Consider the following 14,425-nt stretch of genomic DNA (forward strand, 5'->3'; position numbering starts at 1 on the left):
TCAATGTTTGATAATCAGACTCAAGAGTATTATAGCTTACATCATATTTTAGATTCAACTCGAGATTATGTACCGAGCAGTGTGTGGATTGAAATGCTTTTTTTCGATTTTTTAATAGGTAATACGGACCGACATCAAAATAATTGGGCGTTGCTTACAACATCAAATGGTTCCCGGGTAAGACGTTCTCCATTATATGATAATGGTTCTTCCTTGTGTTGTTATGTTCTGGAAGAAGATATATCCCTTCTTTTAGGAAAGGATACGAATAGGTTTAAAACATTGATAGATACAAAATCGAGATCACTTGTCAGATTGAATCCAAAAGTAAAAAAACATCCATCACATAAAGAAGTGATTGAATATCTACTAAAAGAGTGTCCTGGAATTTCTTTTCATATAGCAAATAAAATGGTAGACGTATTAACTGATGGATGTATAGAAAATATTCTGATAGATGTTCAGGATTATATAACTTTGGAAAGGAAAACTCTGATTTTTAAATTTTTGCAGGGAAAAGTAAATATATTGCATAATTTACTTGGACATAAGGAGCAAGAAAATGAAAAATAATTCGATGGATTTTATTAAATTGGTTTGGAAATCTCCTCAAACCAGAACAAACTATATTGTAAGTGAATTGATTCGCGAGAAAGATTCATATTGTTTTAAATATTGCGATGAAGTAAAAGAAGCATTAAAAAATGGATTTTCTCCGTTAGTTCCATTTCCCAGTATAGATGAAGTTTATCATAGTAAAAACATGTTTCCGGTATTTTCTGGAAGACTTCCAGATAAGAAAAGAAGAGGAATTAACGAGATTTTAAATAAATATGGTATGCAGGAATATGATGAATTTGAATTACTTAAGAGAAGTGGAGTAAAGTTACCCATTGATACATTTTCTTTTGTAAATCCGATAATATCAGAGGATGAGGTAATAGAGCCCGGTATTATATAGATTGTAAAGGAAGAGAGTGTAAATTTTTTTTGAGCTGGATATTATTAAAATATTGAATAAAAAGTTAGGCTATGACTGTTATATAATTGAGTTCAATAAGGATAAAGAATGTCAGGATTGCCTTAAGATATATTTAAAAATTCCGGTGTATTATTGATTATTATTGTGATTATATATTTTATGGTTGTCGAGAGAGTTTCTGCTTCTGAGTAAACTCTTTAAAATATTTTGATAGTATACAAGGGCAGATACGATTTATTACGGTATCTGCCCTTATTTATTTAGCTCGAAGATACATAACTATCTCTGCCAGGGAATAAGATAAATCAAAGAAAAGAGAAGATGGATTGATCGATGTTAAATTATCTTTGGGCATTTATGATGCTGGCAGGAGTCCTGTGGGGGGCCTTTCATGGGAATTTGAATGCGGTGACAGATGGGGCTTTAACCTCGGCGAAGGAAGCGGTTATGCTGTGCATTACCATGCTGGGAATCATGTCGTTCTGGACCGGGATCATGGAAATCGGCCAGAAATCGGGCCTGATCGAACGGATGTCCCGGAGAATGGGCCCGGTACTCCGTTTCCTTTTTCCCAGGATTCCGAAAGAACATAAAGCGCTGGAGTATATTTCTACCAATATCATTGCAAATATACTGGGGCTTGGCTGGGCGGCAACGCCGGCAGGGCTTAAGGCGATGGAGGCTTTAAAAGAGCTGGAAGAAAAACGCAGAAGTGAGGCTCCCACGGGAAAATGTCCGGTAAAACCGGTTTCTGAAGGGACTGCAAACAATGAGATGTGCACATTTCTTATCATTAATATTTCCTCTCTGCAAATACTGCCGGTCAATATGATCGCCTATAGAAGCCAGTACGGAAGTCCGAATCCTACGGCCGTGGTAGGGCCGGCTCTTGTTGCGACCCTGATATCAACTCTCGTAGGCGTGGCTGCGTGTAAATTGCTGGATCGCTAGGCTTTCAATACCGGGCAGTAAAGACGGGCGTGTTTTCAGCACGCCCGTCTTCTTTAGATACTTTTACTCATTTGAAATTATTGAAACGGATTAATTATTAAAAGAACAATCCTTAACGTTTGCACCGACGATCACATCTTTGCTTTTACCGCTTACGGAGATACAGCCTGTAAATTGATGCTTGCCGGAAGACGGTGCCTTGGGGAAATAGAAATTAACGCCGTTGCTTGTGCCGGTACAGTTTTTAAGAGTAATATAACCGGTATTATTATTCTGGTCATAACCTCTTTTTCTGTTGCCGGTTGCCACACATCCTTCCAGATAGTGGTTGTCCGCAGTATAATCGCCGCCTACTTTGAATCCCTGTCCGTTTCCGTCGCCCTTTCCATTGTAAGATGCTTCGCAATTATAAACTTTCACGGCATTTCCGGCTCTAAAAAAATCAAAACCGTCATCAGAATTGTTCAAAGCCGTACAGTTTTCAAATACGTTTCCGGGTCCAATGTCTAATTTGGCGGCAAAGCCGTCGGCGTTCTCCCCGTTGGTTTTGGAATCAAAATTATCGGTCGATGTAACTCTGGTGATCCGGTTGTTTGAGGCACCGTTGCTCATCTGGAGTCCGGTATCGCCGCAGCCCGAAATGTTACAGTCCTGAACCCGGTTATTATTTCCGCTGATATATATTCCGTTATCACCGGCATTTTTGATTGTAAGGCCGGCGATGATCCAGTAATTCCCGGAAATCTGGAAACCTCTGGAGCTGTCTGCGTAGGGCTGTCCGGAGAAATCGACCACTGGCTTATGTCCGCTGTAATTCATAATTTTAATTGGTTCACCGGAAGTCCCGTTTGCGCTCAGCTTGAAAGTCGATGAATAGCTATGCGTCCCGTTCATTAAAAATATGGTAGTTCCTGCATTTGCCTTTGATAAAGCCTTTGTTAATGTTTTAAAAGGCTTTTCCTTTGTCATTCCGTCGTTGGAATCACTTCCGCTTGGTGATACATAATAATAGGTGGTAGCCGCGCTTGCCGGAATTTGACTGAAGTAACATAAACTAGCAATCATTAAACAAGTCATGATGATACTGGTGATTCTTTTCCCTTTTCTCATAATTAAAACTCCTTTCTTATTTATCTAGATCCCGTACCAGTTATTTGGTTCGGTTTTTCTAGCGAAAAGTAAATGAATGCAGCCTGTGTGAATATTCAGCATACCAACGCCTTATTTATGGAATATTTATCAAATTTTGTTAATATCAGTATATCATATTGTTTTGAAGGATGTAAAGTATTTTAAAATAATCTTAATCATTATCTATATTTTATTAAGAAAATTTCTTACAGTAAAATCCTGTTAATACTTAATAGGGCAGCGATTAAATCCTTTAAATTCTTCAAATAATATGTACAAAATCAAAAACAACATACCAATTGGTATGTTGATAATATAAAAGGTATGATGAATTATTTTGAATATTTGTATAATATGAATAAAATTACCGGGATGTAATTGTGATATTATAATAAAAAGTTAAATAAATATAAAAAATATATTTACATACGTCATATGTTATGCTAGTATTAGGACAGACGAAAAACAAAAATAACCAAATAGGAACATCAAAACAATTTATTTGTATACAAATTACACATGCGGATTTGCGAAAAGGAGGAGCTATGAGAAGAAATATAGATAAGATGCAGAATATGGATGTTCTTCCCATGGCAACGGCTCAAAAGGTGAAGACCATGATCATCCAGAGGGAGATGAAGCCGGGAGACCGGCTGCCTACGGAGAAGGAACTGACAGAGTTTTTTGGGGTAAGCCGTTCTACATTAAGAGAAGCCATGAAGTTTTTAAGGGCAGAAAATGTAGTGGTCATCCGCCAGGGAAGCGGAACCTTTGTCAGTGCGGGAACAGGGATTGGAGAAGATCCGCTGGGACTGCATTTTACGGACCAGAAGTATCTGATCCAGAATCTGTTTGAAACCCGGATGTTAATTGAACCTCAGATTGCGGGGCTGGCGGTACAAAGGGCTACGCCTCAGGATATGAAGAATCTGGAGCGGCTGGTAGCGGAGATGGACCAGATTCAGATCAACAGTACCTCCACGGCAGAGATGGACGTGCAGTTCCATACTGCGGTAGCGGAATGCACCCATAATGAAGTACTCATTCGGGTGGTCCCCATAATCAATGAATCCATCAGGCGCAGCCACGTAGAAACCCATAATGACCTTGAGAGCTTCAAGCGGGCAAAGCGAAGCCACAGGGGTATTTATAAAGCAATTGCCGACGGCAGCTATATGGAAGCTAAATTTCTGGCCGAACGGCATGTGTGGGAAACACTAAATGATGTAAGGGAAAGGGAGGAACAAAAATGATGAAACGATTACTCGGAAAGAAAACAATGGCAGCTCTGATGGCAGCTCTAATGGCTGCAGGAGCAATGGCAGGCTGTTCTTCGGGCAGCAAAGAGACCACAGCAGCAGAGACCACAGCAGCAGGTACAAACACTACAACAGCAGGTACGCAGACCACCTCGGCAAAGGAAGGACAGGCTCCTGCCGGGGATATAAAACCGTGTACCATAAAATTCCGTTATTGGGCTGATAATACGGAGTATTCCCAGCTCATGCAGGATATTATCAAAAAATTCAATGACGAAAACGGGAAGGGGATAACCGTAGTCGGAGAAGAGAGCCCCTGGGATGGAGGCGCATACTCGGAGAACCTCTTTAATGCCAAGATGGGCGGCGGGGATATCGACTGTGCCACATGGAAACTCACTTCCACGCCATTGTTTGTAAATAACGACCTTTTGGCTGACTTAACGCCGATGATTGATGCCTGGGATAAAAAAGCGGATATTGATGATAATATTTACAGCATTATGAAAGAGGCCGGAGACATGGAACGGATCTACGTAATGCCATGGAATGTCCAGGTTCTGTATGTATATTACAGACCATCCATCTTTGAAAAGGCAGGGATCGAGGTGCCGAAGACCTATGAGGAATTCCTGCAGGCAATTGAAAAGTGCACCATGGATACGAATGGTGACGGAAAGACCGACGTATACGGCTATGGTATGAGAGGCGCAAAGGGCGGCCAGGAGCCATGGGGCAGCTTTGTATATGGACGGGGTGGAAGTTTTGATGATCTGACAACGCCTGAGGCGGTACAGGGCATGCAGGATTTCATTGATATTTATAAAAAAGGCTATGTACCTCCCACAGCGACCAGTGACGGATTCAGTGAGATCATTGCCAACTTCCAGTCAGGACTGACTGCAATGACCATTCACCATACAGGGTCCAGCAAGGATATGGAAAAAATATTCGGGGATGATGTATCTGCATTTCCATTCCCGGCAGGCAAGGGTCAGTGGACATCAATGGGTGATACGGAAACAGTTATATTCGAATCCTGTGAGAACAAAGAGGCTGCCTTTGAGTGGGTATCCTATCTGGCAGCAGGAGAAGGTCAGAAAATGTGGTGTGAGGGAACCGGTAATGTTCCGGTAAGCAAGAGCGTCCAGGAGTCTGATTTCTTCCAGAATAACCGTTTTATGAAAGCCTCCATTGACGGACAGAAGTTTGCAGGTATCGTTCCGATCCTTGATACGACAACCGAGTGGATCTCCAATCTTTGGCCGAATACTGTTTCTCAGGCGCTGACCGGAAGCATTTCTGCCGAACAGTGTATGAAGACCTTACAGGATGGGCTGTATCAATAGGTAATATAAATGTCAGGGGCTGCTTAAATATGCAGCCCCAACCAGTTAGGAGGGAAAATACCAATGGTTAAGAAACGGACAATATGGCCGTATGTATTAGTTGCTCCGGCAGTGCTTATCATCCTGTGCGTGGTGTTCATACCGGTTATCAATGCAATCATTATGAGCTTTCAGAACTATGATCTCAGAAGACCGAAGGAGATTGCATTTAACGGAATTTCCAACTATGCGGCAGCATGCAGGGATCCGCTCTTCTGGGGGGCTCTCTGGCGGACCGTTGTCTGGGTGGTATGCGGTGTTGGCTTTCAGTTCCTGCTCGGTTTTATTCTGGCTCTTCTTTTAAACAAGGAGTTTGCAGGGCGGGGAGTGGTCAGGGCGGTCAGCATGATTCCCTGGGTTACGCCGGGTGTTTTGATCGGATTGATGTGGAGATGGATCTATGACGGGAACTTCGGCGTGCTGAACGATCTATTGTTAAAGTTTCATTTGATTACGGATAAGATTCCGTTTTTGTCCCAGGTGACGACCGCGTTTCCAAGTGTCATTGTCACGATTATATGGCAGGGGATACCGTTTTTCGCACTCATGCTTCTGGCAGCCTTACAGGGAGTGCCGGCTGATATTTACGAGGCTTCTGACATTGACGGGGCATCGCCCTGGCAGAAGTTATTTTATATAACCATTCCGTCAATTAAAAATACGATTTTTGTGACGGCGCTGCTCCGCGTCATCTGGGTTGCCAATTCCGTGGATGTGATCTTTAACATGACAGAAGGCGGACCGGCCTATTCTACCCAGACGCTCAGCGTTTATATTTTCAATAAGGGAAATGCGCTGAATCTGGGTTATGCATCGGCAATGGCATTATTGCTGGCAGTACTTCTGTTATTTGCGGCGGTTCCGTATCTGAGAATGAATTTTAAAGAGGAGGTGTAAGGATGAAAAAACAAGTTGACATAAAAAAGATTATGTGTGTTTACCTTCCTTTGATTGTAATTCTTCTCTTTATCTTATTTCCGTTTTATTGGACGCTCATTACGTCTGTAAAGCCCGGGGATGAACTTTACGGCATGGTTGTTACATACTGGCCGAGATCTGTTACGTTTGAGTCCTACCGGAAGCTTTTTACAACAACGGTCAATTTCCTTGCTGCGATCAAGAACAGCTTCATCGTGGCCGCAATGACAACCCTGGTATCTTTAACGGCATCGACCCTTGCGGCATATGCTTTTTCCAGATACCAGTTTACCGGAAGAAAGATTCTGATGTGTACCTTCCTCTGCAACAATATGTTCCCAACGGTATTGCTGCTGATCCCGCTGTATTCCATTATGCGTAAGATGGGGCTGCTGTACACACCGGCCTCTCTGGTTTTATCTTATACCACATTTACCATTCCGTTTTCCGTATGGCTGCTGTTGGGGTTCTTAAATGACCTTCCCATGTCGTTAGAGGAAGCGGCTCTGGTAGACGGCTGCAACAGAGGTACTGCTTTTGTAAAGATCATTCTTCCGATTCTGGGGCCCTGCCTGGTTGCTACCGGTGTTTACATCTTTATGACATCATGGAATGAATATACATTTGCCGTGATGTTTACCAATACAGAAACACGTACCATTCCGGTAGCATTAAAGAGCCTGATCGGACAGCTTGGGGTTCAATGGGATCTGCTTACTGCGGGTGGTATCATAACCATTATACCGGTATGTATCATGTTCTTCTTCGCTCAGAAGCGATTAGTGGAAGGCTTGACAGCAGGAGCAGTCAAAGGTTAAGCCGTTAATAAGGAGGAAAATAATTATGCAGTACGATTTGAAGGCAAAAGAATTGCGGGCAGAGATCCTTAAGATGTTATTTGCCTGCCAGTCAGGACATCCAGGAGGATCCTTATCCTGTGTGGAGATGCTTATGGCGCTCTATTATGAAGTAATGAACGTGGACCCTAAGAATCCGGATAAACCGGACAGGGACCGCCTGGTATTAAGCAAAGGACATGCATGCCCTGCTTTATATGCGGTCCTTGCAGACCTGGGGTATTTCCCAAAGGAGGATCTGGCAGGGCTCAGGCAGATTGACAGCCACTTACAGGGCCATCCGGACTGTACAAAGACACCTGGAGTAGATATGAATACCGGTTCTTTAGGGCAGGGTGCATCCCTTGCAATGGGCCTGGCACTTGCCGCGAAGCACGCGGGAGCGTCCTATAAGGTTTATGCGGTCCTGGGTGATGGGGAATGCCAGGAAGGGCTTGTATGGGAAGCAGCTATGGCGGCCGCCCATTACAAGCTGGATAATCTCACATTCATGCTGGATTATAACAGGCTTCAGATTGACGGAAGCAATGAGGAAGTAATGGGCCTTGGAGATATTATTAAGAAATTTGAGGCATTCGGGTTTGCGTGCATGGAAGCTGACGGACATGATATCAATGCCATAACAAAGGCTTTAAAGGCTCCGGTATCAGGCAAGCCGAAATTTATCTGCTGCAATACCATAAAAGGAAAAGGGGTTTCCTATATGGAGAACCAGTACGGCTGGCATGGAAAGCCCATGAATGCAGAAGAATTTGACCAGGCAATGAAAGAGCAGGAGGTAGGATAAATGGGAAAGTCGCTGAGAGTTGCTTATGGAGAATCCCTTGTAAAATTAGGGGCAGAAAATGAGAAAGTAGTGGTGCTGGATGCGGATCTGGCACATGCCACCCAGACCTGTATGTTTAAAGAGGAGTATCCGGACCGTTTCTTTAATATGGGAATTGCGGAAGCAAACATGATGTGCGCGGCAGCAGGCTTTGCAAATACCGGATACATACCATTTGCCAGTACTTTCGCATTATTCGGGGCTGGGCGGGCCTATGAGCAGATCCGTAATTCCATCTGCTACACCAATGCAAATGTGAAGTTCGGCTTTTCCCATTCCGGCCTTTCCGTAGGAGAGGATGGAGGAAGCCACCAGTCCTTCGAAGACATTGCTCTTATGAGGGAAATGCCTCATATGACCATCTTTGTTCCCTGTGATCCGGCGGAAACGGAGAAAGCCGTGATGGCCGCAGCTGAAATAAACGGACCGGTGTACATTCGGGTGGCAAGACCGGTTTGCGAGGATATAACAACCCGGGAAACACCATTTATACCAGGCAAAGCCAATGTGATGAGAGAAGGGAATGACGTCTGTATCATATCCTGCGGTCTGATGATCCCTGAGGCATTAAAGGCTGCTGAAGAACTTGAGAAGGAAGGCATCCATGCTTCTGTTGTGAATATGCATACCATCAAACCGATTGATAAAGACATCATTTTAAAAATGAATGAAACCTGTAAAGGCATTGTAACGCTGGAGGAGCATTCCGTGATCGGGGGTCTTGGCTCTGCGGTTGCAGAAGTCCTGGCCGGTCATGCAGGAGCAAGATTTGCAATCATGGGCATACAGGATAAATTTGGAAAGTCGGGAAAACCGGACCAGCTTTTTGAAGCTTACGGACTGACCGCCGGACATGTAGTAAAAACCTGCAGAGAGCTGTTAAAATAAAGGGAGGGTCAAAATAAAAATGAATATTGCGGATTATGAATTTGCCGGTGAAGGCATGCAGAGAGTATACGAAAATGAGAAATGGACTGTTGGCATCAAAAACTGGAAACCGGCCAATGACGTCACTGGAATTGACTGTCTGGAAAGGCATAATAAAACGGATGAACTCTTTGTGCTGACAGAAGGTGCATGCACCCTTATTTATGCCAATGAAACGGAGAAAGGCCTGGAATTCGGCGCTGTTAAAATGGTGCCAGGAAAGGTATTTAACATACCGGCATCCCTGTGGCATAATACCATCACCCAGAAAGATACAAAAATGATTTTAATAGAAGATTCCAATACTTCTATGGAAAACAGTGATATATTACAGCTTGATCAAGAGCAGATTGCAAAGATAAGAAGTCTTGCATAAAGGAAGAAGAGGAAAACATGAAATTTTTTGTTGATACAGCCAATGTAGAAGACATCAGAAAAGCCAATGATATGGGGATCATCTGCGGCGTTACCACCAATCCTTCCCTGATCGCTATGGAAGGAAGGGATTTTAAAGAGGTTATAAAGGAAATCACAGCCATCGTTGACGGACCTATAAACGGAGAGGTTAAGGCAACAACCGTTGATGCGGAAGGTATGATCCGGGAAGGAAGGGAGATCGCTGCCATTCATCCCAATATGGTGGTTAAAATTCCAATGACAATAGAGGGTTTAAAGGCGGTCAAGGTACTGAACGGGGAAGGTATTAAGACCAATGTAACTCTGGTATTTTCCGCTGCGCAGGCTCTTTTGGCCGTACGCGCGGGAGCTTCCTATGTATCGCCGTTTCTGGGCCGCCTCGACGATATTTCCATGAAAGGCATTGTCCTGATCGGGGAAATAACCGAGATTTTTAAAATAAACCATATTAAAACGGAAATAATAGCTGCCAGCATCCGCAATCCCATTCATGTAACCGATTGTGCAAAAGCGGGTGCCGATATTGCCACTGTCCCATATAAGGTATTGGAACAAATGGTAAATCATCCGCTGACCGCTCAGGGAATTGCCAAGTTCCAGGCTGATTATAAGGCGGTATTCGGGGAAGCGTAAAATCATAAAAAGAGCGTTGCAGGATGGCTTGATGATTCCGTCATTCTGCAGCGCTCTGTTTACTGTAGTCCTTCTTTGTATTTCTTTAATGCTTCCGCAAGCTGGTCCGGACAGGAGGTAGGCCGGTAACCGCAACGGATCCCCTCCAGGCGCCGGATGGCTTCATCGACTTCCATTCCTTCCACCAGGCGGGCTACGCCCTGGGTATTGCCGGAGCAGCCTCCTACGAACTGAACGTGGGACAGCCTGTTGTCTTCCACATCAAAATTGATTTCCTGCGAACAAACGCCATGTGTTTTAAATTTCATCATTGATTCCTCCGCTTCATAAAACCTTCATTTCAATGAACCTTAAAATTATAGCGAAATCCATAAGGGGATGTCAATAGTTCTTTGCAAACCGGCCGGGAACCGTTATAATAGAAAGCAAATACCATGAAAAAGGAGGAACACGATGTTAGGAATTATCGGAGCTATGGATGTGGAAGTGGCAGAAGTTAAAAAAGCCATGCAGGATGTAACGGTAGAAACCATAGCAGCAATGGATTTTTATAGAGGAATATTAAAAGGAAAGGAAGCGGTAGTGGTCCGTTCCGGCATCGGAAAGGTGAATGCTGCGGTCTGTACCCAGATACTGGCAGACCATTATCATGTAACCGCAGTCATCAATACCGGAATCGCCGGTTCCCTGAAAAATGAAATAAACATCGGCGATGTGGTTCTGTCTACGGATACGGTGCATCACGATATGGATGCAACCGGCTTTGGCTATCCGGCAGGACAGATCCCGCAGATGAAGGAATTCTCCTTCCCGGCCGATGAAACGCTTCGGGAACTGGCCTTCGAATGCTGCAGAGAGGTAAATCCTGAGATTGGAATTTTTACCGGAAGGGTAGTATCCGGGGACCAGTTTATTTCTGATAAGGTTAAAAAGAAGTGGATTTCGGAAACATTCGGGGGCTTTTGTACGGAGATGGAGGGAGCGGCTATCGCACAGGCGGCATACTTAAACCATATCCCGTTTCTGATCATCCGAGCCATTTCAGATAAGGCGGATGACAGCGCAAATATGGACTACAGCGAGTTTGAAGCTAAGGCGGTGAAGCACTCCGTGAACCTTATTTTAGCTATGGCCGAACGGTATTCATATTAAGTTGAGAATCGAATCCTGGCAGGATTTGACGAACGATTCTAGGCTCTCTCATCTTCCCAAAGGCAGTTCGGGTGATTATAATAAACCTATCACCCGGAGATGCCGGGAAGAAAGGGGAGCTATTATTATGCTGGAATTTTTACAGACAGGCAAAGCGCTATACGTGCTGGCAGTCCTATGCGGTGTCGGCGTTATCACCAGATGGCTGACACGTAACCTCTACAAAAGATTGATCAAAGAATCCGATAACATGTCACTGACCAAGAACAAGGGTCTTCGGGCTTTTAAGCAGAAGACGGAAACTACATATCAGATAAACCAGGGAATCCCAAAGGTCAGGCCGTACCTGGAACGGCAGATGTATGATTTTAAATATATGGGGATAACACTCCATGGCTGGAACATGTTTTCCAATCAAATGACGCTCTGGTGCTTCCTGGCCGGGGGCGCGGCGGCATTTGCCTCTTACTGGTTCCGCACGGACCCTTATTACATCGTGTTGTATGGTTCGGTGGGAATCATGGCTGGGCTGTTTACCATTCTGGTGGATCACGGAGCAGGAATTTCAGAGAAGCGGCAGCAGCTGTTTGCGGCGCTGGACAATTATCTGGAGAATACGCTCATTTACCGGTTGGATCAGGATAGGGAGGAAATGCAGGCAATACCGGGGCCCCATTTGGAGACCCGTGAAAATATCAGGACGATTTATCCGTCATCAGCAAGAAACGGAGCTGAAAATGAGCCGGAGCCGGACAAGAAGGCGGACAGGAGAAGTGTAAGGCAGCGGTTAAGGGCCGAGCACATGGAAAAGCCGTTAAGGGCCCATTCTCAAAAGCAGCCGTTGGAAGAGTTTTCCGATGATATAGAAGAAGTATCCGGAAGAGGGGAAGGGCCCGGGGAGATGAAAGGTTCCAGGCGTGATGTAGATTATTTAAAGCGCAGTCTGGAACAGATTGCGGCCAGCCGGGAAAAAGGAAGAGGAAGCAGAAAGGGAGAGGACTGGCTTAAAGACTTAAGCCCTGATGAGTTAAAGCTTATTGGCGAAATACTCCAGGAGTATCTGACATGAACATTTGGAAGGCAGAAGAAAATCATGTCGCAATTAGAAGAATTCTATGATATAATTTTCCTAAACAGGCAGTCAGGAACCTGAAACAAAAGGAAAAGGAGAATATTAGCAATGGGAAATGTAATTTTTGATTATTCCAGGGCAGCAGGTTTTGTATCAGCAGAAGAAATGGAGAATATGAAGGCCACAGTGATGTGCGCAAGGGATGTGCTGATGAACAAATCCGGGGCAGGCAATGATTTCTTGGGTTGGATCGACCTTCCGGTGGAATATGATAAGGAAGAATTCCAGGGAATAAAGGTGGCAGCAGAGAAGATTCAAAATGATTCTGACGTACTGCTTGTAGTAGGTATCGGCGGCTCTTATCTTGGTGCCAGGGCAGCCATAGAATTTTTATCCCACAGCTTTTATAATGTATTGCCAAAAGGAAAACGTAAAACTCCGGAGATCTATTTCGTTGGAAACAGCATCAGCAGCAAATACATCCAGGACTTAAAGGATGTGCTGGAAGGAAAAGATTTCTCCGTTAATATTATATCGAAATCCGGTACGACCACAGAGCCGGCCATCGCTTTCCGGGTATTTAAGGATATGCTGATTGAGAAATATGGCCGTGAGGAGGCAAATAAGAGGATTTATGCCACTACGGACAAGGCAAGGGGCGCGCTGAAGAATCTGGCTGATGAGGAAGGATATCAATCCTTTGTGGTTCCGGATGATGTAGGAGGACGTTTCTCAGTGCTTACGGCGGTCGGCCTTCTTCCGATTGCGGTGTCCGGCGCTGATATTGATAAATTGATGGAAGGTGCCGAGGCAGCCAGAAAGGAAGCATTGGAAGCTCCTTACGAATCAAACGGCGCCCTCCGGTATGCGGCTGTGCGCAGCATCCTGCTTCGAAAAGGAAAAACGGTTGAGATCGTGGCAAATTATGAGCCAAGCCTTCATTATGTTTCCGAATGGTGGAAGCAGTTATTCGGAGAGAGCGAAGGAAAGGACCGAAGGGGTATTTTTCCGGCAGCAGTGGATTTGACCACAGACTTGCACTCTATGGGACAGTTTATTCAGGATGGGGCCCGGATTATGTTTGAAACCGTGCTGAATGTAGAGGAATCACCGGCAGAAATTCTTCTTAAGGAGGAAGAAATTGATACCGACGGTATGAATTATCTGGCAGGAAAGAGTGTTGACTTTGTCAACAAGAGCGCCATGAACGGAACCATTCTGGCCCATACCGACGGAGATGTGCCGAATCTCATGGTAAAGATTCCGAAGCAGGATGAATACAGTCTGGGTCAGCTGTTCTACTTCTTTGAATACGCATGCGGCGTCAGCGGATATATCCTGGGCGTGAATCCGTTTAACCAGCCAGGTGTGGAAAGTTATAAGAAGAACATGTTCGCATTGCTTGGAAAGCCGGGGTATGAAAAGGAAAGAGAGGAATTGTTAAAGAGATTATAGTGGTGCCGGTATGGTGCAGAATCAACAGGCAGACAAACATATGGTTGTTACATGCTGAAATATTAGCAGGAAGCGGTTGGAAACGTATTAGTTTCGGGCCGCTTCCTTTATTCTTCAATGACCTGAATTTCAAGAAAATCAAATTCAATGTGTTCAATAAAATTATCCTGCGTAAAACGTGCTTTGGAATGCCTTTGAAACTCATGGATGGTGGCATCCAGCCACATGGGCTTTCCCAGATCAAACTGGTAACACATATCATCCAGCGCCTGAAAGACCATGGAAGTTCTGGACAGGCTGTAGTCAGAGATGCAGATGACCGTATCTTTCTCGATTCTGGTGTCTTTGATTATTTTTCCCCACATGCGAAACATAAATGGATTTTCCCTTCTTAAAATAAACGGATGTATAAAGCTGTTATAATAATGCAACGATTATAACATTAATGAATGGAAAA

At 44.3% G+C, this 14,425-nt stretch carries 17 protein-coding genes; 14 read left to right on the forward strand and 3 right to left on the reverse strand.

Going from position 1 to position 14,425, the window contains the following annotated elements:
• The first annotated feature begins 3 nt into the window (after nucleotides 1-3).
• The 3 genes from BQ9856_RS21865 to BQ9856_RS21875 all read left to right on the forward strand — a co-directional run bounded on the left by BQ9856_RS21865 (nucleotide 4) and on the right by BQ9856_RS21875 (nucleotide 1,933).
• Entirely contained in the window at nucleotides 4-573 is a 570-nt protein-coding gene (locus BQ9856_RS21865) for a HipA domain-containing protein (RefSeq protein ID WP_077612891.1), read from the forward strand.
• On the forward strand, nucleotides 563-961 hold the full coding sequence (locus tag BQ9856_RS21870; RefSeq protein ID WP_077612892.1) for a HipA N-terminal domain-containing protein: 399 nt from the start codon (nucleotides 563-565) through the stop codon (nucleotides 959-961). The genes BQ9856_RS21865 and BQ9856_RS21870 overlap by 11 nt, the downstream gene beginning before the upstream one ends.
• A gap of 354 nt (nucleotides 962-1,315) precedes the next feature.
• Nucleotides 1,316-1,933, forward strand: a complete 618-nt coding sequence (locus BQ9856_RS21875; protein WP_077612893.1) for a nucleoside recognition domain-containing protein — start codon at nucleotides 1,316-1,318, stop codon at nucleotides 1,931-1,933.
• Nucleotides 1,934-2,023: 90 nt separating this feature from the next.
• On the opposite strand, the gene BQ9856_RS21880 is transcribed toward BQ9856_RS21875, so the two are convergent.
• A complete protein-coding gene (locus tag BQ9856_RS21880) occupies nucleotides 2,024-3,043 on the reverse strand; it encodes a right-handed parallel beta-helix repeat-containing protein (protein WP_139348747.1) in 1,020 nt (339 codons plus the stop codon).
• 566 nt (nucleotides 3,044-3,609) lie between these two features.
• On the opposite strand from BQ9856_RS21880, the gene BQ9856_RS21885 reads away from it, so the two are divergent.
• The 8 genes from BQ9856_RS21885 to fsa all read left to right on the forward strand — a co-directional run bounded on the left by BQ9856_RS21885 (nucleotide 3,610) and on the right by fsa (nucleotide 10,289).
• Nucleotides 3,610-4,317 carry a FadR/GntR family transcriptional regulator gene (locus BQ9856_RS21885; RefSeq protein ID WP_077612895.1) on the forward strand — a complete coding sequence of 236 codons (708 nt, stop codon included), beginning with the start codon at nucleotides 3,610-3,612 and terminating at the stop codon, nucleotides 4,315-4,317.
• On the forward strand, nucleotides 4,314-5,672 hold the full coding sequence (locus BQ9856_RS21890; protein ID WP_077612896.1) for an ABC transporter substrate-binding protein: 1,359 nt from the start codon (nucleotides 4,314-4,316) through the stop codon (nucleotides 5,670-5,672). Before BQ9856_RS21885 ends, BQ9856_RS21890 begins: the two co-directional genes overlap by 4 nt.
• A gap of 63 nt (nucleotides 5,673-5,735) precedes the next feature.
• A complete protein-coding gene (locus tag BQ9856_RS21895) occupies nucleotides 5,736-6,608 on the forward strand; it encodes a carbohydrate ABC transporter permease (protein ID WP_077612897.1) in 873 nt (290 codons plus the stop codon).
• A gap of 2 nt (nucleotides 6,609-6,610) precedes the next feature.
• A complete protein-coding gene (locus tag BQ9856_RS21900; protein ID WP_077612898.1) occupies nucleotides 6,611-7,447 on the forward strand; it encodes a carbohydrate ABC transporter permease in 837 nt (278 codons plus the stop codon).
• Between the two features lie 25 nt (nucleotides 7,448-7,472).
• Nucleotides 7,473-8,273 (forward strand): transketolase, encoded by an 801-nt coding sequence (locus BQ9856_RS21905; protein WP_077612899.1) that lies wholly within the window; start codon nucleotides 7,473-7,475, stop codon nucleotides 8,271-8,273.
• Nucleotides 8,274-9,200: a transketolase family protein gene (locus BQ9856_RS21910; protein ID WP_077612900.1), complete on the forward strand. Its 927-nt coding sequence runs from the start codon at nucleotides 8,274-8,276 to the stop codon at nucleotides 9,198-9,200.
• 19 nt (nucleotides 9,201-9,219) lie between these two features.
• Nucleotides 9,220-9,615 (forward strand): cupin, encoded by a 396-nt coding sequence (locus BQ9856_RS21915; RefSeq protein ID WP_077612901.1) that lies wholly within the window; start codon nucleotides 9,220-9,222, stop codon nucleotides 9,613-9,615.
• 17 nt (nucleotides 9,616-9,632) lie between these two features.
• Entirely contained in the window at nucleotides 9,633-10,289 is a 657-nt protein-coding gene (gene fsa, locus BQ9856_RS21920; protein WP_077612902.1) for a fructose-6-phosphate aldolase, read from the forward strand.
• 59 nt (nucleotides 10,290-10,348) lie between these two features.
• Here the strand turns inward: fsa and BQ9856_RS21925 are convergent, their stop codons facing one another.
• A complete protein-coding gene (locus BQ9856_RS21925; RefSeq protein WP_077612903.1) occupies nucleotides 10,349-10,597 on the reverse strand; it encodes a TIGR03905 family TSCPD domain-containing protein in 249 nt (82 codons plus the stop codon).
• 145 nt (nucleotides 10,598-10,742) lie between these two features.
• Between BQ9856_RS21925 and BQ9856_RS21930 the strand changes: the two genes are divergently transcribed.
• The 3 genes from BQ9856_RS21930 to BQ9856_RS21940 all read left to right on the forward strand — a co-directional run bounded on the left by BQ9856_RS21930 (nucleotide 10,743) and on the right by BQ9856_RS21940 (nucleotide 13,968).
• Entirely contained in the window at nucleotides 10,743-11,441 is a 699-nt protein-coding gene (locus BQ9856_RS21930; protein ID WP_077612904.1) for a 5'-methylthioadenosine/adenosylhomocysteine nucleosidase, read from the forward strand.
• 127 nt (nucleotides 11,442-11,568) lie between these two features.
• Nucleotides 11,569-12,510, forward strand: a complete 942-nt coding sequence (locus BQ9856_RS21935; protein ID WP_077612905.1) for a hypothetical protein — start codon at nucleotides 11,569-11,571, stop codon at nucleotides 12,508-12,510.
• Between the two features lie 111 nt (nucleotides 12,511-12,621).
• Nucleotides 12,622-13,968 carry a glucose-6-phosphate isomerase gene (locus BQ9856_RS21940; protein ID WP_077612906.1) on the forward strand — a complete coding sequence of 449 codons (1,347 nt, stop codon included), beginning with the start codon at nucleotides 12,622-12,624 and terminating at the stop codon, nucleotides 13,966-13,968.
• A 107-nt stretch (nucleotides 13,969-14,075) separates the two neighbouring features.
• Here the strand turns inward: BQ9856_RS21940 and BQ9856_RS21945 are convergent, their stop codons facing one another.
• Entirely contained in the window at nucleotides 14,076-14,342 is a 267-nt protein-coding gene (locus BQ9856_RS21945; protein WP_077612907.1) for a hypothetical protein, read from the reverse strand.
• Nucleotides 14,343-14,425 lie beyond the last annotated feature (83 nt).

The organism is Clostridium sp. Marseille-P2415 (assembly GCF_900155545.1).
GTDB lineage: Bacteria > Bacillota > Clostridia > Lachnospirales > Lachnospiraceae > Lacrimispora.